16 protein-coding genes are annotated in these 19,983 nt (G+C 67.1%); 2 read left to right on the plus strand and 14 right to left on the minus strand.

The features are described 5' to 3' along the window. From C7H84_RS11065 to C7H84_RS11080, 4 genes are all read right to left on the minus strand, one after another. The coding region (locus C7H84_RS11065; RefSeq protein WP_276208397.1) for a beta-ketoacyl synthase N-terminal-like domain-containing protein at window positions 1-585 on the minus strand (585 nt) is incomplete at its 3' end. Window positions 586-684: 99 nt separating this feature from the next. Continuing rightward, a complete protein-coding gene (gene phaC / locus C7H84_RS11070; RefSeq protein WP_121858864.1) occupies window positions 685-2,577 on the minus strand; it encodes a class I poly(R)-hydroxyalkanoic acid synthase in 1,893 nt (630 codons plus the stop codon). A 378-nt stretch (window positions 2,578-2,955) separates the two neighbouring features. Continuing rightward, on the minus strand, window positions 2,956-3,795 hold the full coding sequence (gene pgeF / locus C7H84_RS11075; protein ID WP_121859038.1) for a peptidoglycan editing factor PgeF: 840 nt from the start codon (window positions 3,793-3,795) through the stop codon (window positions 2,956-2,958). A 6-nt stretch (window positions 3,796-3,801) separates the two neighbouring features. After that, window positions 3,802-5,028: an RluA family pseudouridine synthase gene (locus C7H84_RS11080; RefSeq protein WP_121858865.1), complete on the minus strand. Its 1,227-nt coding sequence runs from the start codon at window positions 5,026-5,028 to the stop codon at window positions 3,802-3,804. A 41-nt stretch (window positions 5,029-5,069) separates the two neighbouring features. Here C7H84_RS11080 and C7H84_RS11085 point away from each other — a divergent pair, with 41 nt between their 5' ends. After that, window positions 5,070-5,894, plus strand: a complete 825-nt coding sequence (locus tag C7H84_RS11085; RefSeq protein WP_121858866.1) for an outer membrane protein assembly factor BamD — start codon at window positions 5,070-5,072, stop codon at window positions 5,892-5,894. A 96-nt stretch (window positions 5,895-5,990) separates the two neighbouring features. Here the strand turns inward: C7H84_RS11085 and C7H84_RS11090 are convergent, their stop codons facing one another. The 3 genes from C7H84_RS11090 to C7H84_RS11100 form a co-directional block, all read right to left on the minus strand. Next, window positions 5,991-8,234, minus strand: a complete 2,244-nt coding sequence (locus C7H84_RS11090) for an ATP-dependent DNA helicase (protein WP_121858867.1) — start codon at window positions 8,232-8,234, stop codon at window positions 5,991-5,993. A 55-nt stretch (window positions 8,235-8,289) separates the two neighbouring features. Further along, on the minus strand, window positions 8,290-8,505 hold the full coding sequence (locus C7H84_RS11095; RefSeq protein WP_006755091.1) for a YdcH family protein: 216 nt from the start codon (window positions 8,503-8,505) through the stop codon (window positions 8,290-8,292). A gap of 77 nt (window positions 8,506-8,582) precedes the next feature. Next, window positions 8,583-9,332, minus strand: coding sequence for a hypothetical protein (locus C7H84_RS11100; RefSeq protein ID WP_121858868.1), 750 nt, complete (start codon window positions 9,330-9,332; stop codon window positions 8,583-8,585). A gap of 157 nt (window positions 9,333-9,489) precedes the next feature. Between C7H84_RS11100 and C7H84_RS11105 the strand changes: the two genes are divergently transcribed. Then, window positions 9,490-11,814: a Tex family protein gene (locus tag C7H84_RS11105; RefSeq protein WP_121858869.1), complete on the plus strand. Its 2,325-nt coding sequence runs from the start codon at window positions 9,490-9,492 to the stop codon at window positions 11,812-11,814. Window positions 11,815-11,940: 126 nt separating this feature from the next. Here the strand turns inward: C7H84_RS11105 and C7H84_RS11110 are convergent, their stop codons facing one another. The 7 genes from C7H84_RS11110 to hflK all read right to left on the minus strand — a co-directional run bounded on the left by C7H84_RS11110 (window position 11,941) and on the right by hflK (window position 19,937). Then, the gene (locus tag C7H84_RS11110; protein WP_121858870.1) at window positions 11,941-13,854 is read right to left on the minus strand and encodes a potassium transporter Kup; all 1,914 of its coding nucleotides are present in this window, start codon (window positions 13,852-13,854) and stop codon (window positions 11,941-11,943) included. Between the two features lie 273 nt (window positions 13,855-14,127). Further along, the gene (locus tag C7H84_RS11120) at window positions 14,128-14,724 is read right to left on the minus strand and encodes a phosphoribosyltransferase (RefSeq protein WP_006755319.1); all 597 of its coding nucleotides are present in this window, start codon (window positions 14,722-14,724) and stop codon (window positions 14,128-14,130) included. 8 nt (window positions 14,725-14,732) lie between these two features. Continuing rightward, a complete protein-coding gene (locus C7H84_RS11125) occupies window positions 14,733-16,079 on the minus strand; it encodes an adenylosuccinate synthase (RefSeq protein ID WP_121858871.1) in 1,347 nt (448 codons plus the stop codon). 113 nt (window positions 16,080-16,192) lie between these two features. Continuing rightward, a complete protein-coding gene (locus tag C7H84_RS11130; RefSeq protein WP_059680129.1) occupies window positions 16,193-17,341 on the minus strand; it encodes an ATP phosphoribosyltransferase regulatory subunit in 1,149 nt (382 codons plus the stop codon). A gap of 100 nt (window positions 17,342-17,441) precedes the next feature. Next, the gene (locus C7H84_RS11135; RefSeq protein WP_009687995.1) at window positions 17,442-17,633 is read right to left on the minus strand and encodes a DUF2065 domain-containing protein; all 192 of its coding nucleotides are present in this window, start codon (window positions 17,631-17,633) and stop codon (window positions 17,442-17,444) included. Between the two features lie 36 nt (window positions 17,634-17,669). Further along, complete coding sequence (locus C7H84_RS11140; RefSeq protein ID WP_121858872.1) at window positions 17,670-18,569, minus strand: protease modulator HflC; 900 nt, start codon at window positions 18,567-18,569, stop codon at window positions 17,670-17,672. Between the two features lie 15 nt (window positions 18,570-18,584). Then, window positions 18,585-19,937 carry an FtsH protease activity modulator HflK gene (gene hflK / locus C7H84_RS11145; RefSeq protein ID WP_121858873.1) on the minus strand — a complete coding sequence of 451 codons (1,353 nt, stop codon included), beginning with the start codon at window positions 19,935-19,937 and terminating at the stop codon, window positions 18,585-18,587. Window positions 19,938-19,983 lie beyond the last annotated feature (46 nt).

Here is a 19,983-nt window from a genome sequence, read left to right on the forward strand (position 1 = left end):
GAAGCGGCCGGCCTTCTGCGCCGCTTCCGCCTTGTTCTGCGACAGCGCCGCGAATGCGTCCTGCTCTTCGCGCGTGATCCCGTATTCCTTCGCGACGTTCTCCGCCGTGATGCCCATGTGGTACTGGTTGTACACATCCCACAGGCCGTCGACGATCATCGTGTCGACCAGCTTCGCGTCACCCATCCGGAAGCCGTCGCGCGAGCCCGGCAGCACGTGCGGCGACGCGCTCATGTTTTCCTGGCCGCCGGCGATCACGATGTCCGCGTCCCCCGCGACGATCGCGTTGGCCGCCAGCATCACGGCCTTCAGGCCCGAGCCGCACACCTTGTTGATCGTCATGCCCGGCACCGCGCTCGGCAGGCCGGCCTTAATCAGCGACTGGCGCGCCGGGTTCTGCCCCGAGCCCGCCGTCAGCACCTGGCCCATGATCACTTCGCTCACCTGCTCCGGCTTCACGCCCGAGCGCTCCAGCACCGCGCGAATCACCGTCGCGCCCAGTTCCGGTGCCGCGACCTTCGCGAGCGAGCCGCCGAATTTGCCGACCGCGGTCCGCGCGGCCGATACGATCACTACGTCCGTCATTTCCCTTTCCTCCAGGCCCGCACGACACGGCGCATCGCTACCGGCCCTGTTAAAAAAACTGCGGTGCGCCGGACAGCGTGCGCCGCTGTCCGGTTTTCGTCAATCGCGCTGCAACACGTAGCGGCCCGGCGCCGGCTCGATCACCGGGAACTGCGCGGAACCGGCCTTGGCGGGCGGCGCCACCTTGCGGCCGCCGTACTGATCGAGCCATTCGACCCAGGTCGTCCACCAGCTGCCCGGCTGCTCGGTCGCGCCGGCAAACCAGTCGTCCGCGGCTTCGGGCAGGTCGCTGTCGTTGACCCAGTAGCTGCGCTTCTTCTTCGCCGGCGGATTGATCACGCCCGCGATGTGCCCCGACGCGCCGAGCACGAACTTCAGCGGGCCCGTCAGGATCGACGTCGATGCGTAGGCCGTCTGCCACGGCACGATGTGATCCTCGCGCGACCCGTAGATGAAGGTCGGCACGTCGATGCGCGACAGGTCGACGGATTCGCCGCACACGGTCAGCGCGTTCGGCACGCGCAGCTTGTTCTCGAGATAGGTATTGCGCAGGTACCACGCGTACATCGGGCCCGGCAGGCTCGTCGAGTCGCTGTTCCAGTACAGCAGGTCGAATGCGGCCGGCGTGCGCCCCTTCAGGTAATTGTCGACGACGTAGTTCCACACGAGGTCGTTCGGGCGCAGGTACGAGAACGTGTTCGCGAATTCGACGCCGCGCATCAGCCCCGGCGCCGCGCCATTCTTGCCGCCGATGGTCTGCTCGCGCATCTGCACGTGCGCCTCGTCGACGAACACGTCGAGGATGCCGGTGTCGGTGAAGTCGAGCATCGCGGTCAGCAGCGTCATCGAAGCGGCCGGGTGTTCGCCGCGCGCGGCGAGCACCGCAAGCGCGGTCGCGAGCATCGTGCCGCCGACGCAGAAGCCGAGCGTGTTGATCTGCTCGCGGCCGCTGATTTGCTGCACCGCGTCGATCGCCGCGAGCAGCCCTTCGTTCATGTAGTCGTCCCACGTCTTGTGCGCGACCGACGCATCGGCGTTGCGCCACGATACGAGGAAGACCTGATGGCCGCACGACAGCGCATGCGCGACGAGCGAATTCTCGGGCTGCAGGTCGAGGATGTAGAACTTGTTGATGCACGGCGGCACGATCAGCAGCGGCCGCTCGAACACCTGGTCCGTCTTCGGCGTGTACTGGATCAGCTGGATCAGGTCGTTCTCGTAGACGACCGCGCCTTCGGTGCAACCCAGGTTCTTGCCGACGACGAACTGCGATTCGTCGGTTTGAGAAATCTTGCCGCGCTGCAGGTCGCCGAGCAGGTTCATCATCCCCTGCCGCAGGCTTTCGCCCTGCGTCTCGAGGATCGATTTCTGGGCATCGGGATTGAGCGCGAGGAAGTTGCTCGGCGCGGCGGCGGCCGTCCATTGCTGCACGGAGAAACGGATGCGTTCGCGCGTCTTCGGATCGGTCTCGAGCGCGTCGGCCAGTTCCTGCAGATAGCGCGCGTTGAGCAGATACCACGCAGCGGCGAATGCATGCGCGGGCGACGCCTTCCATGCCTCCCCGCTGAAGCGGCGGTCCTTCAGTTCGGGCGACTCGAGCTTCGCCGCGGCGGCCTGCTGCATCAGCGTCACGCAGTCGCGCGCATAGTCGGCCTGCAGCTTCTGGAGCCGTTCGGGCGGGATCGCCGCAACCGGCAGCTTCAAGCCCGCGAACGGCGACGCGAGATTGCCGAAGCCACCGAGACTGCCGAGGCCGCCGAAATCGGGCATCGACGGCATCTGGAACGGCACCGAGGTCGGAAACTGGAATGCGGCGAACGGATTGGCGCTGGTCGCCGCCGTTGCGGCGCGCGCCGGGTCGGCGAAACCGCGCCAGGCGTTCAGCCATGCCTCGAACATCTGCTGCATCGGCTGCGTAGCCTGGCCAAACCCGGTGCTGCCTGCGGAAGTGCCCGCCTGAGCGGACGTCGACGAATTTTTCGATGCTGTCATTACCTGCCTTACCGGTGATTCGTGAGCGTCAATCGTGAAATCCTGCTCGCGCGCGGCGTGCCGGCGACGAGCCGGGCCGTCATGCTCTGGAGAGGCGTCTCCAGATTCTGCCGCAGTGCGGTAGTTTTATCATTATCGTTTTCCCCATGTGAAGCGCCCCGTCAAACCACTGAACATTTCCGCTCGAAGATAATCCGCGCGCAACAGACGGGACAAGGCTTCCGGCGAAACATAAAACATTTTGATCGACTTGACTGCGCAATTATTTATTTGGTTGCCTGCGCAACATGCCATTGCCGCGCCAATATCGAGATAAGTCGATTTTGCAGTGCAACAAGCCGCGCGCGCAAGTGCGCGCTGCCGACTCGTGGGCAGCCATCAATCGACCAGCCAGATCGCCGCCGCCATGCGGCCCGTCACACGGTCGCGCCGATACGAATAGAAACGTGCGGGTTCGATGACCGTGCAGGCGGTCCCGCCGCTCACGTGAGCCACGCCCGCGCGCGCGAGGCGCAGGCGCGCGAGCGCATGGAGATCGGCGAGGAACTTGCCGGGCGCGCCGTCGATCGCGACGAACGCGTGTCGCGTCTCATCATGCTCCGACTGCGGAGCCGTGTCGAGAAACGCCGCGCGCACGTCGGCGCCGACTTCGAACGCCTGCGGGCCGATCGCGGGCCCGAGATACGCATGGAGCTCGGCGGTCGCGCCGCCGGCCAGCGCCGCGACGCGTGCCGCGGCCTGCTCGACGATGCCGGCCGCGAGGCCGCGCCAGCCCGCATGCGCAGCGCCCACCGCCCGGCCCTGCGCGTCGCACAGCAGCACCGGCAGGCAATCGGCGACCATCACGACGCAAACCGCATTCGTGCGGTCCGTCACGCTGGCGTCGGCCTGCACGGGCGCCGCGGCATCCGGCGCCGCGGCGATCACCTCGTCCGCGCGCACGATCCGCGCACCGTGAACCTGCTCGAGCCATGCCGCGCGCGACTGGCCCGCGAGCGCGAGCACGCGTGCGCGGTTCTCGGCGACATGGGCCGGATCGTCGCCGGTATGCAGGCCGAGATTCATCCCGCCCGGCAACGCGACACCGTCGTGCCAGCGCCCGTACGGGCCTTCGCTCACGCCGCCATTACGCGTCGTGATCAGCGCGCGCACGCGCGGCGCCACCTGCCAGTCGGGCTGCACGCAGTCCTGCCACGTCAACGGCGCCAGGTTCGTCATCGGCACTCACTCCTCCTCTTCGTCCGGATCCGACTCGTCGTCGTAATCGTCGTCGTGATCGTGATACTCGCCGGCGAAATCGTCATCGTCGTAGATGCCGTCTTCATCGTCGAAGTCTTCTTCGCGCTGCCCGAAACCGAGCGCCGCGACGAGCGCGTTCATGTCGTCGGGCAACGGGCAGCGCCACTGCATCGTCCTGCCCGTGACCGGATGCACGAGCCCGAGCCGCCATGCATGCAGCGCCTGCCGTGCGAACCCGTCCGGCAGCGGTGCGACCGAGCGCTTGCCGCGCGCGCGCCCGTACACCGGATCGCCGAGCAGCGGATGCCCGACATGCGAGCAGTGCACGCGAATCTGGTGCGTGCGCCCGGTTTCGAGGTCGCACTGGATCGCCGACACCGGCTGACGTTGCCACATGCATGTGTCAACCGTGCGGAAATGCGTGCGCGCAGGCTTGCCCGACGCGCCGGTGACCACCGCCATGCGCGTGCGCTCGCGCGGATCGCGGCCGATCGGCGCGTCGATCGTGCCGTCCTCGGGCATCGTGCCCCAGACGAGCGCGAAATAGCGGCGCTTCACGGTACGCGCCTGCAGCTGCCGCACGAGGTCGGTCTGCGCGGCGAGCGTGCGTGCGACCACCATCAGGCCGGAGGTCTCCTTGTCGAGCCGGTGCACGATGCCCGCGCGCGGCAGGCCGGCCGCCGCGTCGCCGTAACGATGCAACAGCCCGTTGAGGATCGTGCCGCTCCAGTTGCCGGCGGCCGGATGGACGACGACGCCGGCCGGCTTGTTGATGACGACGAGCGCGTCGTCCTCGTAGATCACGTCGAGCGGCACGGGCTCGGGCGTGAACGCGAGCTGCTCCGGCAGCAGGTCGGGCACCAGCTCGATCTTCGCGCCGAGCGGCACCGGCTGGCGGATCTTCGCGGGCGCGCCGTCGACCAGCACGCGCTGCGCCTCGATCCAGCTCTGCAGGCGGCTGCGCGAGAATTCGGGGAACAGCTGGGCAAGCGCCTTGTCGAGGCGTTCGCCCGCGAGCGACAGCGGCACTTCGACGACGCGCGGCGTCTCATCGGCCGCCGCGGACGGCACGACAGGCGGCTGCATCGCGCCTGCTGCCGGATCGAGATCGGGGGATTCCCCCGAAGCAGCGTCGGCGGGCCGATCGCTTGGGCTATAATCTTCGCGATTTGGCTTGCCCCGCGGGGCATTCTGCGAACTTGAACGGGTCATTTAGACTGGGTCACCGAGACTTGAAGCTAGGACATGCGAGCATGATGAATTCGACCAAACGTACGGCCAAAACCGTCGCCGCCCGAGCTGCGGCGGTAGCGGCCGCGGCCCTCATCGCCGGCTGCCACGGCTTGCCGCAGAAGCAGGACGAGACGGCTACCTGGTCGAACAACAAATTATACTCAGAGGCCCAGGACGCACTGTCCGGCGGCGACTGGGGCAAGTGCGCGAAATATTTCGAATCGCTGCAAGGCCGCGATCCGTTCGGTCATTTCGCGCAACAGGCGCAGATCAACGTCGCGTACTGCAACTGGAAGGACAACGAAGCGGCAGCCGCCGACCAGGCCGTCGACCGCTTCATCCAGCTGCATCCGGATCACCCGGACATCCCGTACGCGTACTACCTGAAGGGGATGATCCACTTCAACGACGATCTGGGCCTGTTCGGCCGCTTCTCCGGCCAGGACATGAGCGAGCGCGATCCGCAGGCACTGCGCGAATCGTACGATGCGTTCAAGGTCGTCGTCGACCGCTACCCGAAGAGCAAGTACGCGCCCGACGCCGCGGCGCGGATGCGCTACATCGTCAACGCGCTCGCGTCGCACGAAGTGCACGCGGCCGACTACTACTACCGGCGCGGCGCGTATGTCGCGGCGATCAACCGCGCGCAGCTCGCGATCAAGGACTACAAGGGCGCGCCGGCGATCGAAGACGCGCTGCACATCATGATCCTGTCGTACGGCAAGCTGAACCAGCCGCAACTCGCGGAAGACACGAAGCGCGTGCTGGCAGGCACCTTCCCCGACAGCCCGTACATCACCGGCCATGCGCGCCCCGGCGCGAAGAAGTCGTGGTGGCAGTTCTGAGCGACGCCCGACGCATCAACAAAAAACCCGGCCATCGAGCCGGGTTTTTTGTTGCGCTGCGGTAGCAGGCGGCGGTGCGGGGTGCGGGCAAGGTGATTACGCGCGCTTTTCCGCGCGACGCTCGTCGAAAAAGTCCTGCACGACCGCGATCTCGCGGGTGCGCTTGAACGGCGGCAGGCTCTGCCAGATCCGGCGACCGTAAGGCTTGTCGACGAGCCGCGTGTCGCAGATCATCAGCACGCCCCGATCCGTCTCCGCGCGAATCAGGCGGCCCGCGCCCTGCTTCAGCGTGATCACGGCCTGCGGCAGCTGGTGAACGGCGAACGGGCTCAAGCCCTTCTTGGTCAGCGCGTCGAGGCGCGCGGCGAGCACCGGATCGTCGGGCGGCGCGAACGGCAGCTTGTCGATCACGACGAGCGACAGCGCGTCGCCGCGCACGTCGACGCCCTCCCAGAAGCTCTGGCTGCCGACGAGGATCGCATTGCCGTACGAACGGAAGCGATCGAGCAGCTCGGTGCGGCTCGCATCGCCCTGCACCAGCAGCGGCGTGTTCCAGCCGCGCGACTCGATCACGTCGCGCAGCTTCGACGCGATCCGGTCGACCGCGCGCAGCGTCGTGCACAGCATGAAGACGCCGCCGCCCGACGCCTCGATCGCCGGCAGCGCGGCGTCGAATACCGCATCGGTAAACGCCGGCGACGACGGCTGCGGCAGGTTGCGCGGCACGTACAGCAGGCCCTGCGTCTGATAATCGAAGGGGCTCGCGAGCGTCATCGAGCGTCGCGAGCTGAGGCCCATCTGGGCCGCGTAGTGCGTGAAGTCACCGCGCACCGACAGCGTCGCCGACGTGAAGACCCACGCGCGCGGCACGCCGGCGCGCTGCTTCGCGAAAATCGGCGCGACCGACAGCGGCGTTTCGTGCAGCTGGACGGTATGCGCGAACACCTCGACCCAGCGCACCTTCTCGTTCGGATCGTCGGCGGCCGCCTTGTCGCCGGCTGCCGCCGCATCGGCCTTCGCCGCCGCGTCCGCCGCACCGGGCGCAACCCAGCCGGCGAGCAGGTCCTGCAGCTCCCGTGCGCGCCGCAGGCACGCGCCGAGCGATTCCGCGCGCTCGGCCTGGCTCGCGAGCGCCGATGCAAGCGCATCGAGCGCCACCTCGAGCGCGTCGAGCGCGCCGAACATCGGATGATCGTCGCCCAGTTGCGCGAGCGACATGCGCACGATCTGGTCGTTCGCGAACGCGAGGCGCAGGTCGCGCGCCGCGCGCTCGAGATCGCCGCCGAGCTTGACCCACTCGACCGCATCGCGCGCATGGCTCAAGCCTTCGGCGACCGTATCGCGCGCGAGTTCGAGGATCTGCGTGGTCGACAGCGTCTCGCCGAAGAACAGCGTGGCCGTTTCAGGCAGCTGGTGCGCTTCGTCGAAGATCACCGTGTTCGCGTTCGGCAGCAGTTCGGCCATCCCGGTGTCGCGCAGCATGATGTCCGCGAAGAACAGGTGATGGTTGACGACGACGACGTCGGCCTGCTGCGCCTCGCGCCGCGCCTGCATCACGAAGCACTCCTTGTAATGCGGGCACTCCTGGCCGAGGCAGTTGTCGCGCGTCGACGTGACCATCGACCACACGGGCGCCGTCTCCGGCACGCTCGCGAGCTCGGCCTTGTCGCCGCTCTTCGTGAGCTTCGCGAACCGGACGATTTCCTGCAGATACGCGGTGTCCTGCCGCGACGGCAGGCGGCCGTTGTCGGCCGTGCGCTGCAGGTAGTAATGGCACAGGTAGTTCGAGCGGCCCTTCAGCATCGCGACCGTCACCGGCACCGCGAGCGCGTTGCGCACGGTCGGGATGTCGCGCTGGAACAGCTGGTCCTGCAGGTGCTTCGTGCCGGTCGACACGATCACCTTGCCGCCCCACAGCATCGCGGGCACCAGGTATGCATAGGTCTTGCCGGTGCCGGTGCCGGCCTCGACGATCAGCGTGTTGTCGCCGGCGTCGGCGTCTGACTCGGCCGCGGCGCCGTCGGCGGCGGATTCGGCCGCCTTGTCGGCGTCGCCCAGACGGCGCGCCGGCCGCTTGCGGGTTTCGAAGATTTCCGGCTCGGGCATCCGGCGTGCAGATGCTTCCATCGCGGACGCGACCGCACGCGCCATCTCGATCTGCGACAGACGCGGGTGATAGCCGTCGAGCGCGCGCGCGAGCAACCCGCCTTCGCCGAAGATCGTGTCGAGTTCGTCGACACGCTTGCGGCTCAGCTCGAAGGTGCCGTCGGGCGCACGAACGCGCCCGGCGGACGACGCGTCACGCCGGGCATCGGGATTGGCTTCAAGCGGTGAATTCAAGGCAAGCGTTCCTGTGTCCAGCGCCCGAGCAGCGCCGGCGCTTGCCAGGCCGCGCTCAGGCGCGCTTATCCGGTTCCAGCTGCGATTGCAGCAAAATGATTTTGTCCTTGGCCGCCAGCTTTTCCTTCTTCAGGCGGTGCAGCGTGATGTCGTCGATGTCGGAGTGTCCTTCCTTCAGCTCGATCTCCCGAGCGAGCTGCTGGTGCTGCTCCTGCAGTGCGGCCAAACGGTTGTGCAATTCCTGCTGCTGTTCCGTGGGACGGTTTTGCATATGCGCCTCCTCATCGAAGCAGCGCGCCGACTGGCGTGCCGGCACGCACGAGACTGATTCCGGATCAATCCAACACGTTACTGCCCCTGCTGTTGCTGCCTGGCCTTCTCGGCCGCTTCCTTCTGACGCCGCTCGACATCGGCCTTGTGCTGCTCGGCTTCCTTCCGCTTCTGCTCGTAGCGCGCGGCGTTGTCCGCCCGCTCCTGCGCCTTCTGCGCAGCCTGCTGGTGCGCCTGGTCGAGCTTGCGCTGGAAATCCGCCTGCTTCTGGTCGTATGCCTGCTTGCTCGCCGCATGCTGCGGCGCTTCCGCGCCGCGCTGCGCCTGCTTCAGTGCATTCTGCTCCTGCTTGTCGCGGAACGCAGCCGCGTTCGCCGCCTCGTTCGCCGCGCGCTGCGGCGCATCCGCCGCATTTTGCGCCTGCTTCAGCGCCTGCTGCTGGTCGCGCTGCTGCGCCCGCACCGCGCGCTGTTCGTCGTCGAGCGCGAGCTGCTCCTGGCGAATGCTCGCCCGCTCCTCGCGCATCCGGTCGCGCGCATTGCCGAGACAGTGATTGACGAAGAACTTGCTGTAGCAATCGTGCTCCGCCACGGCATAACGATAATCGTTTTCCGCGGACCGTTGATTGAGCACTTTTTGACGGGCATCAAAATCCTGCGTGCCCGAAGCCTCGACGGGCGCGGCGACAGCGGCGGCCGGCGCGCTTGCGCCCGATGCCTGTGCGTAAGCGACGATGGATCCGGCGGACAAAGCCGCGGCAAGCGCTGCGCCGAGCGCGACGAGAGAAATGCGGGAAGTTGGCAACGTCGTAGGAAAGCTGCGGGACATGTGTCAAATTCTATCACCCCCGGCTGGACGCTCCGCCATTTATGGCAAAATGCCCCGCTTCACTCACCCGCGGCATCTGGTCCGGCGGGCCCGTCTCGCAGCCCGCGCGCGGTCTGCCGGCCCGCGCCGCGCTTTCAGCAGGCAGATCATCCACGACATGACGGAAACCGTAGCACTCAAGATCGTACAGCGCATCGCCACCGAACTGTCCGTCCAGCCGCGCCAGGTCGCGGCGGCGGTGCAACTCCTCGACGAAGGCTCGACCGTTCCGTTCATTGCCCGGTACCGCAAGGAAGTGACCGGCAACCTGGACGACACGCAGCTGCGCAACCTCGAGGAACGCCTCCTGTATCTGCGCGAACTCGAGGATCGCCGCGCGACGATCCTGGCGAGCATCGACGAACAGGGCAAGCTGACCGACGAACTGCGTGCCGCGATCGACGCGGCCGACAGCAAGCAGGTGCTCGAAGACCTTTATTTGCCGTACAAGCCGAAGCGCCGCACGCGCGCGCAGATCGCCCGCGAAGCCGGCCTGGAGCCGCTCGCGCAGGCCCTGCTCGCGAACCCGCTGCTCGACCCGCAGACGGAAGCCGCCGCGTACGTCGACGCCGACAAGGGCGTCGCCGACGTGAAAGCCGCGCTCGACGGCGCGCGCGACATCCTGTCCGAACAGTTCGGCGAAACGGCCGAGCTGCTCGGCAAGCTGCGCGACTACCTGCACAGCCAGGGCGTCGTGTCGTCGGCGGTCGTCGAAGGCAAGGAAAACGAGGAAGGCGAGAAGTTCCGCGACTACTACGATTACTCGGAAACGATCCGGACCGTGCCGTCGCACCGCGCGCTCGCCTTGTTCCGCGGCCGCAATGCCGGCGTGCTGACCGTCAAGCTCGGCCTCGGCGAGGAACTCGACGCGCAGGTGCCGCATCCCGGCGAAGCGATGATCGCGCGCCATTTCGGGATCGCAAACCAGAACCGCCCGGCCGACAAGTGGCTGTCCGACGTGTGCCGCTGGTGCTGGCGCGTGAAGGTGCAGCCGCACATCGAGAACGAACTGCTCACGCAGCTGCGTGAATCGGCGGAAGCCGAAGCGATCCGCGTGTTCGCGCGCAACCTGAAAGACCTGCTGCTGGCCGCGCCGGCCGGCCCGAAGGCCGTGATCGGTCTCGACCCCGGCCTGCGCACGGGCGTGAAGGTCGCCGTGGTCGACCGCACCGGCAAGCTGCTCGCGACCGACACGATCTACCCGCACGAGCCGCGCCGCGACTGGGACGGCTCGCTCGCGAAACTCGCGCGGATCGCCGCGCAGACGCAGGCCGAGCTGATCAGCATCGGCAACGGCACCGCGTCGCGCGAAACCGACAAGCTCGCGAGCGAACTGATTTCGAAGCACCCTGAACTGCGGCTGCAGAAGATCGTCGTGTCGGAAGCCGGCGCGTCGGTGTATTCGGCGTCCGAGCTGGCGGCGAAGGAGTTCCCGGAACTCGACGTGTCGCTGCGCGGCGCCGTGTCGATCGCGCGCCGCCTGCAGGATCCGCTCGCCGAGCTCGTGAAGATCGAGCCGAAGGCGATCGGCGTCGGCCAGTACCAGCACGACGTGAACCAGCGCGAACTCGCCCGGTCGCTCGACGCAGTCGTCGAGGACTGCGTGAACGCGGTTGGCGTCGATGCGAACACCGCGTCGGTCGCGCTGCTCGCGCGCGTATCGGGCCTGAACGCGACGCTGGCACGCAACATTGTCGACTACCGCGACGCGAACGGGCCGTTCCCGTCGCGCGATCACCTGCGCAAGGTGCCGCGCCTCGGCGACAAGACCTTCGAACAGGCGGCCGGCTTCCTGCGCATCAACGGCGGCGAAAACCCGCTCGACCGCTCGTCGGTGCACCCGGAAGCCTATCCGGTCGTCGAACGGATCCTCGCGAAGATCAGCAAGCGGATCGACGATGTGCTCGGCAGCCGCGATGCACTGTCCGGCCTGTCGCCGGCGGAATTTGTTGACGAACGTTTCGGCCTGCCGACCGTGCGCGACATCCTGTCCGAACTCGAAAAACCGGGTCGCGACCCGCGCCCCGAATTCAAGACCGCCACGTTCCGCGACGGCGTCGAAAAGGTGTCCGACCTGATGCCGGGCATGCTGCTCGAAGGCGTCGTGACCAACGTCGCGGCATTCGGCGCGTTCGTGGATATCGGCGTGCACCAGGACGGCCTCGTCCACGTGTCCGCGATGTCGACGAAGTTCATCAAGGATCCGCACGAAGTCGTGAAGGCCGGCCAGGTCGTCAAGGTCAAGGTGCTCGACGTCGACGTGAAGCGTCAGCGCATTGCACTGACGATGCGCCTCGACGATGAAGCGGCCGCGCCCGGCATCGCGCCGCGCGGCGGCCAGGATCGCGGCAATGCCGGCCGCGGTGCGGCCCGCCCGCAGCGTTCGCGCGAGCCGGAACCGGCCGGCGCGATGGCCGCGGCGTTCGCGAAGCTGAAGCGCTGAGCGCGCGACGCGCCGTCGCCGTATGAAAAAACCCGCCGAAAGGCGGGTTTTTTCATGGTTTGGGCGAACGCGCCGCCGAAACGGCACGGGCAGCATGGGCCGCATGGGCGGCCCCGCCCGCGCGCGTCAGATCTCGATCTTGGTGCCGAGCTCGACGACGCGGTTCGCCGGGATCGAGAAGAAATCGGTCGGCTTCGCCGCGTTCTGATGCATCCACGCGAACACGCGTTCGCGCCAGATCGACATGCCGGGCAGATGCGTCGGCACGACCGTTTCGCGCGCGAGGAAGAACGACGTGTCCATCAGTTCGAAGGTCATGTCGTGCGTGCGGCCGAATTCCTCGAGCACGGCCTTCACGTCCGGCGTCTCGTTGAAGCCGTACTCGGCCTTGACGATGTACAGGCCGCCGCCCGCATCGCGCGAGCTCAGGCGCTTGTCGTCGCGCACGTACGGAATGTCGCGCGTGACGAACGTCAGGAAGATGGTCCGCTCGTGCAGCACCTTGTTGTGCTTCAGGTTGTGCAGCAGGCTGACGGGCACGAGCTTGTCGTTGCCGGTCAGGTAGATCGCGGTGCCGGACACGCGGTGCGGCGGATGCGCGAGCAGCCCCTGCAGGAACGGCTCGAGCGGGATACCGTCGGCGGCCGTGCGCTCCTTCACGATGTGACGGCCCTTGTACCAGGTCATCAGCAGGAAGAACAGCAGCGCACCGATCCCGAGCGGCAGCCAGCCGCCCTGCGCAACCTTCAGCAGGTTCGCGCCGAAGAAGCCGAGGTCGATCGCGAGGAACACCGTGATGATCGCGCCGACCAGCAAACGGTTCCAGTTCCACACCTTCACCATCACGACGCACGCCAGCACGGTCGTGATCACCATCGTCGCCGTCACCGCGATGCCGTACGCGGCCGCAAGGTTGTCGGAGCTCTTGAAGCCGATCACGATGCAGAGGATCACGAACAGCAGCAGCCAGTTCACGACCGGCACGTAGATCTGGCCGATCGCCAGCTCGGACGTATGCAGCACCTTCATGCGCGGCACGTAGCCGAGCTGGATCGCCTGCGACGTCAACGAGTACGCGCCCGAGATCACGGCCTGCGACGCGATCACGGTCGCCACCGTCGACAGCACGACGAGCGGCAGCAGCGCCCAGTCGGGCGCGAGCAGAAAGAACGGGTTCTCGATGGCTCGCGGATTCTGGATCAGCAGCGCGCCCTGCCCGAAGTAGTTCAGCACGAGCGACGGCATCACGAGCCCGTACGCGGCGAGGCGGATCGGCTTCGCGCCGAAGTGGCCCATGTCCGCGTAGAGCGCTTCCGCGCCGGTCAGCACCAGCACGACCGAACCCAGCACGACGTAAGCCTGGAGCAGGTGTTCCGACATGAAGGACGCGGCGTAGTACGGGTTGATCGCCGCGATGATGCCCGGCACGCGCAGGATGTGATACACGCCGAGTGCCGCGATCACGACGAACCACAGCACCATGATCGGCCCGAACAGTTTGCCGACCAGCGCGGTGCCGTGGCGCTGGATCCAGAACAGCGCGATCAGGATCACGATCGTGATCGGTAGCACGAGGTGCGACAGATGCGGCGTCGCGATCTCGAGACCTTCGACCGCCGACATCACGGAGATCGCCGGCGTGATCACGGCATCGCCGTAGAACATGCACGCGCCGAAGATCCCGAGCGCCATCAGCGCACCCGCGACGCGGGTTCTCGAATCGAGCGGCCGCAGCGACAGCGCCATCAGCGCGAGCACGCCGCCCTCGCCGTTGTTGTCGGCGCGCATCACGAACAGCAGGTATTTGATGCCGACCACGAGGATGATCGCCCAGAACAGCAGCGAGATCACCCCGAGGATCGAGCTTTCGGTCAGCGGAATGCCGTGCGCGGGGCTGAACGCTTCCTTCAGCGCATACAGCGGGCTGGTGCCGATGTCGCCGAACACAACGCCGATCGCCGCTATCGCAAGCGAGCGCATCGAATGTTGGTGCGTCGAATGCGCGTGGGCGGCGTCGGTCGCCTGGGTCGTGTCGTTCATATGAGGCGTAATAATCGGGTCCGGAGTCGGACAAAACGAGCGCTATTCTACTCGCGCCCCCTTGAAACACCGCCCTGCCTTGTTGCCCTTAAACCACGTGATCCACGCCGCGCATGCAATCCTGCGCAAGCTGTGGCAGGGGCTGCCATCATAGCCGGGGCCGCGCCGTCTGCCTACCGCCCGCGCATATCGCCGCGGCCGCGCCAGGGCGCGCAAATAAAAACGGCGCCGCAAGCGGCGCCGTGCAAGGCTTTCCTTCGATCGGCCGGACACTTACGCGCCCGAACCGTCGCGCTGTGCGCGACCGCGCTTGATCCATGCCTCGAGGTTGTGCGGACGCACCGTGTCCCACTCCTCGAACGGCTGATGAATCCACGGATTCGTCGGCAGATACTGCGTGTGATAGTCGGGCTTGACCTTCGAGCACCCCTTGTACCAGAGCACGGCCGAACGCACGGCCGTGACCGCCGGATAGCGCTCCTTCAGGTGCTCCTGCACGCGCGCGAGCGTGACGCCCGAATCGACGAGGTCGTCGACCAGCAGCACGTTGCCCGCGAGCTGGCCGCGCGTCATCGTGATGTACTGCGCGATGTCGAGCTCGCCCTGCTCCGTGCCGGCCGCTTCGCGGTACGAACTCGTCGCGAGGATCGCGAGCGGGACGTCATAGATGCGCGACAGCTGGTCGCCGACGCGCAGACCGCCGCGCGCGAGGCACAGGATCTGGTCGAACTTCCAGCCCGACGCATGCACCTGCAGCGCGAGCAGCTCGATCAGACGATGGTATTCGTCCCAGCCTACCCACAGGTTCTTGTCGTCGTTGCGCGGATCGGTCATCAAGTCTGCCGCCGTCATCGTGATTTGCTGCGTCATGCTGAAAATTAAACCTTGAACGGATGGCGGAGCAGGATCGTTTCGTCGCGGTCCGGGCCTGTCGAAACCATGTCGACCGGCACGCCGGCCACTTCCTGGACACGGGTCAGGTATGCCTGCGCATTCGCCGGCAGCGAGTCCCACGTGTTGATGCCGACCGTGCTTTCCTTCCAGCCCGCGAACGTTTCGTACACCGGTTCGCAGCGCGCGACATCGACCGCGCCGCGCGGCAGGATGTCCACGTCCTTGCCGTCGACCTTGTAGCCGACGCACAGCTTGACTTCATCGAGGCCGTCGAGCACGTCGAGCTTCGTCATGCACAGGCCCGACACGCCGTTGATCTGGATCGAGCGGCGCAGTGCCGCTGCGTCGAGCCAGCCGGTGCGGCGCGGACGGCCGGTGACCGAGCCGAATTCCTTGCCGACGTTTGCGAGCGTCACGCCGATCTGGTCCTGGCGCTGCGGATTGTCCGCATCGTACAGCTCGCTCGGGAACGGGCCCGAGCCGACGCGTGTGCAGTACGCCTTCGTGATGCCGAGGATGTAGTTCAGCTTCTGCGGACCGACGCCGGCGCCGGCCGATGCCGCACCCGCGACGCAGTTGCTGGACGTGACGAACGGATAGGTGCCGTGGTCGATGTCGAGCAGCGTGCCTTGCGCGCCTTCGAACAGCAGGTTCTGACCGGCATTGTTCGCGTCGTACAGGCGGCGCGACACGTCGGCCACCATCGGCTTCAGGCGATCGGCATAGCCGAGCATCGTGTCGAGCGTGGCCTGGAAATCGACGGCTGCGCCACCCAGGTACTGGGTCAGCACGAAGTTGTGGAAATCGAGGTTTTCGCGCAGGCGGTCGGCGAAGGTCTTCGGGTCGAACAGGTCCTGCACGCGCAGTGCGCGGCGGCCGACCTTGTCTTCGTACGCGGGGCCGATGCCGCGCCCGGTCGTGCCGATCTTGCCCGCGCCCTTGCGCGCTTCGCGCGCCTGGTCGATCGCGATGTGATACGGCAGGATCAGCGTCGTGGCTTCGGAGATGAACAGGCGGTCGCGCACGTTCACGCCGGCCTCTTCCAGCTCGCCGATTTCCTTGAACAGTGCCTCGGGGGACAGGACGACGCCGTTGCCGATATAGCAAGCGACGCCTTCACGCATGATGCCCGACGGAATGAGGCGCAAGATGGTCTTCTTGCCGCCGATGATGAGGGTGTGGCCGGCGTTGTGACCGCCCTGGAAACGCACGACGCCCTGAGCGTGGTCCGTCAGCCAGTCGACGATCTTGCCCTTGCCTTCATCACCCCATTGCGTTCCCACGACGACGACATTGCGCCCGGGAGTCACGTTCACTGCGCTGGCAGACATGTTGATTCGTTAGCTGGTTAAAAACGTATTCTACCTATGTTCGCGGGCGATTCCGAATTTTTCCGTTTCGCTTCAACGATATGCACGCCGAACGACGGCCCGCGAACGCCTCTTTAACGGGGTTCGACCACCCATGCGCCGTTACGCTCGACGAGCGAACGGTCGCACGCGAATTCGTCGAGCACGTGGTCGTGCCCCGGCAATGCCTGGATCACGACTTCGCCCGCATCGCGCAGCGCCGCGACGGCTGCGCTCAGCGCATCGTCCTGCGCCCACGGCGCGAGAATCGCGGTGCCGCGCGCCTCGATCGGCGAAATCCGCGCAAGCTCGCGCAGGTCGAGCGAGAAGCCCGTTGCCGGGCGGGCGCGACCGTAGGCCTGGCCCACGTGGTCGTAACGGCCGCCGCGCGCGATCGCATTCGGCACGCCGTCGATGTAGGCCGTGAACATCGCGCCGCTGTGGTACGCGTAGCCGCGCAGGTCGGCGAGATCGATCGCGACTTCGACGCCCTTCGCCTGCGCCGCGAGCTGCGCGAGATCGTCGAGCGCGCGCGTGATCTCCGGCAGCACCGGCAGGCGTGCACGTGCCTCATCGAGCACGCTCGCGTCGCCGTACAGATGCGGCAGCGCACGCAGCGCCGCGCGCGTGTCGGCGCCGAGATCGTCGGTGAGCTCGTTCAGCAGCGGCACGTCCTTGCCCGACAGCGCGTCGTACAGCGCTTCGCCCCGCTCGGCAGCTTGCGCGTCGCGCGCGAGCAGCGCCGCGAGCACGCCCGCGTGGCACAGGTCCAGGCGGATCCGCGACAGGCCCGCGAGATGCAGCGCGTCGAGCATCAGCTGCTGGATCTCGAGGTCGGCTTCCAGCCCGGCATGCCCGTAGATTTCGGCGCCGATCTGGATCTGTTCGCGCGTCGCGTGCAGGCCGCGCGGGCGCGTATGCATCACGTGGCCCGCGTAGCAGAGGCGTGTCACGCCCTGACGGTTCAGCAGGTGCGCGTCGATACGCGCCACCTGCGGCGTGATGTCCGCGCGCAGGCCGAGCGTGCGGCCCGACAGCTGGTCGACCAGCTTGAAGGTGCGCAGGCGCAGGTCGGCGCCGCCGCTCGTCAGCAGCGACTCGAGGTATTCGAGCAGCGGCGGCATCACCATCTCGTAGCCGTACGAACGGAAGCGGTCGAGCAGCCTGCGGCGCAGCTCCTCGATCTTGCGCGCTTCCGACGGCAGTACGTCGGCGATATTCTCGGGAAGTAACCAGGTCGACATCGGTACGGTCCTACGACGGGAAACAGGGCGCGACACGCGCGCCGCGAGATGAATCGGAAATCGGAAATCGGGCGGAACGAACGGCGGGTGCGCCGTCCGGTCAGGTGGCGAGCAGCAGCAGGACGAGCCCGAGCGCCATCACGATGAGCCCGCCGATCCGGATATGATGCGGCGGCCGCTCCGCTATTCTACGAAACGTGTCGCGCCAGGCGACAGGAAACACGAAGGGGAACGCCCCCTCGATAATCAGCATCAGTGCTACCGCGAGCAACAACGAGCCAGCCAGATCCATGCGAGCGACGGCGCCGCTCGACGCGGCGCCCCAAGGTCAGTGTTTGCGGGGAGCGGGCGCCGCCGGTGCGGCACCGCCCGTCGGGCTGCGCATGAAACGGAAAAACTCGCTGTCGGGATCGACGACGATGATGTCGTTGCGCTTGAAGGTATTCCGGTAAGCCTGCAGGCTCGCGTAGAACTGGTAGAACTGCGGATCGCGGCCGAACGCGTCGGCGGCGATCGAAGCGGCCTTCGCGTCGCCCTCGCCCTTGATCGTCTGCGCGGACTTGTACGCATTCGCGAGCACCGCCTGCTGTTCGCGTTCCGCGTCGGCCTTGATCCGCTCGACGTCGGCCGCGCCATCCGCGCGCACCTGTGCGGCCTGGTCGCGCAGCGCGCCGATCATCCGCTGATAGACGGCGTCGGTCTGCGCGGCCGGCAAATCGACGCGCGTCAGCTGCACGTCGACCAGGTCGACGCCGAAGCCGGATGCCTTCGCACGCGCCGCATCGCGGGCCGCATTGGCGATGTCGCGTTGGCCGCCGAGCGCGTCGTCGAGCGCGCGCTTCGCGAACGCGTCGCCGAGCGCGCTCTTCAGCGCACTGGCCAGACGCTCGTTGGCGGCCGCCGGGTCGCCGGCGGTTGCCGTGAAATACTTCAGCGGATCGCTGATCCGATACTTGACCGCATACGCGACGAGCAGGTCGTGCTTGTCTTCGGTCGCCAGTTGCAACGGATCCGACGATTCGAGCGACTGCAGGCGCGTGTCGATCAGCGTCGCCGTCTGGAGCGGCGGCGGCAGCTTGAAATGGATGCCGGGGCCCGCGAGTTCGGGCTGCGCACCGTCGCGGCCCGACAGCACGGCCGTATGGCGCGGATCGACGGTCAGCACCGTCGACGACGCCGCGAAGGCGGCGATCACGATTGCGACGACGAGCGCAATGATTCGGTTCATGTTCTGCGCTCCCCGTTACTTCAGATCATCTTCGCGCGAGCGGCTGCGGAACGCTTCGCGCGATCGCAGCACGTCGCTGCTCGCCGCGGGCGCCGCGGCCGATGCCGCACTCGCAGGCACCGCGCTCGCGGCTGCTGCCGGCACCGACGCCGCATCGGGCGCGGATGCGCCGGCGGGCGCCGCGCTGTTAGTCGCATTCGCGGCGTTTTGCCGCCCCTGCTCGACGAGCTTGTCGAGCGGCAGGTACACGACGTTGCTGCCCTTGTTGCCGACGAACACCTTCGTCGCGTTCGAGTAGATTTCCTGCATCGTCTCGAGGTACATCCGCTCGCGAATCACCGCCGGCGCCTTCGAATACTGGGCATAGACCTGCTTGAAACGATCGGCGTCGCCTTCGGCCTCCGTGACCACGCGATCGGCATACGCCTTCGCTTCGTCGGCGAGTTTCGCGGCATCGCCCTGCGCCTTCGGCAACAGGTCGTTCGCGTACGCCTGCGCGGCACGCTTGGCGGCCTCGCGGTCGTCGCGCGCCTTCGCGACTTCGGCGTATGCGGGCTGCGTCTGCTCGGGCGCCGCGACGCTCTGCATCGTGACGGCCGTGACCTCGAGCCCCGACTCGTAGCGATCGAGATCGCGCTGGATCGCCGCGGACAGCTGCGAGCGCAGCGCATCGCGATCCTGGTTCAGCATGTCGGCCGCGCTGCGCGTGCCGACGATCGCGCGCACCGCCGCCTGCGCGGCCTGCGACACGCTGCGCTCGGGATCGACGCTGCGGAACAGGTAATCGGTTGCCGAACGGATCCGGTACTGGACGACGAACCGCACGTCGACAATGTCGGCGTCGCGCGTGAGCATCGCCGCTTCCTTCACGTTCGCGAGCCGCACGACGTTGTTGCGGCCGATCTCGATCGAACGGACCTGCGACGTGTCGACGATCTCATGCGACGCGAACGGATACGGCGCGCGCCAGTGCACGCCCTGGCCGACCGTGCCGGACAGCTTGCCGAACTGCAGCACGACGCCCGTCTGGCCTTCCTGCACGACGAACAGCCCGCTGCCCGCGTAGACCGCGACCAGCACGCCGATCACGATGCCGACGCCGACGCGCGCGGCCCGGCCGTTGTCGGGCCGGAAGCCGTTGCCGCCCTTGCCGCCGAACAGGCCGCTCAGACGCCGGTTGAAGTTGCGCCACATCTCGTCGAGATCGGGCGGACCGTCACCGTCGCCACCGGGCGGACGCTTCGATTCGTTCACACGCGGACGGGATCCATCATTGCCCTTGCCTTCGCCACGTCCCCAGCGGGGATCATTGATCGACAGCAAGGCGCGCATCCGCCGCCAGGTACTCCGCTCGTTGTATTCGTTCACCAGAGTTTGTTCACCAGATTGGACGCCGGCGCACCGGCCGGGACCG

The organism is Burkholderia sp. Nafp2/4-1b, assembly GCF_003635165.1.
Lineage (GTDB): Bacteria > Pseudomonadota > Gammaproteobacteria > Burkholderiales > Burkholderiaceae > Burkholderia.

Excerpts from the sequence above, each read along its gene's own strand:
- phaC (WP_121858864.1), bottom strand. The coding sequence starts at position 2,577 with ATGACAGCATCGAAAAATTCGTCGACGTCCGCTCAGGCGGGCACTTCC.
- pgeF (WP_121859038.1), bottom strand. The coding sequence starts at position 3,795 with ATGACGAACCTGGCGCCGTTGACGTGGCAGGACTGCGTGCAGCCCGAC.
- C7H84_RS11080 (WP_121858865.1), bottom strand. The coding sequence starts at position 5,028 with ATGACCCGTTCAAGTTCGCAGAATGCCCCGCGGGGCAAGCCAAATCGC.
- C7H84_RS11085 (WP_121858866.1), top strand. The coding sequence starts at position 5,070 with ATGATGAATTCGACCAAACGTACGGCCAAAACCGTCGCCGCCCGAGCT.
- C7H84_RS11095 (WP_006755091.1), bottom strand. The coding sequence starts at position 8,505 with ATGCAAAACCGTCCCACGGAACAGCAGCAGGAATTGCACAACCGTTTG.
- C7H84_RS11100 (WP_121858868.1), bottom strand. The coding sequence starts at position 9,332 with ATGTCCCGCAGCTTTCCTACGACGTTGCCAACTTCCCGCATTTCTCTC.
- C7H84_RS11105 (WP_121858869.1), top strand. The coding sequence starts at position 9,490 with ATGACGGAAACCGTAGCACTCAAGATCGTACAGCGCATCGCCACCGAA.
- C7H84_RS11110 (WP_121858870.1), bottom strand. The coding sequence starts at position 13,854 with ATGAACGACACGACCCAGGCGACCGACGCCGCCCACGCGCATTCGACG.
- C7H84_RS11120 (WP_006755319.1), bottom strand. The coding sequence starts at position 14,724 with ATGACGCAGCAAATCACGATGACGGCGGCAGACTTGATGACCGATCCG.
- C7H84_RS11125 (WP_121858871.1), bottom strand. The coding sequence starts at position 16,079 with ATGTCTGCCAGCGCAGTGAACGTGACTCCCGGGCGCAATGTCGTCGTC.
- C7H84_RS11130 (WP_059680129.1), bottom strand. The coding sequence starts at position 17,341 with ATGTCGACCTGGTTACTTCCCGAGAATATCGCCGACGTACTGCCGTCG.
- C7H84_RS11135 (WP_009687995.1), bottom strand. The coding sequence starts at position 17,633 with ATGGATCTGGCTGGCTCGTTGTTGCTCGCGGTAGCACTGATGCTGATT.
- C7H84_RS11140 (WP_121858872.1), bottom strand. The coding sequence starts at position 18,569 with ATGAACCGAATCATTGCGCTCGTCGTCGCAATCGTGATCGCCGCCTTC.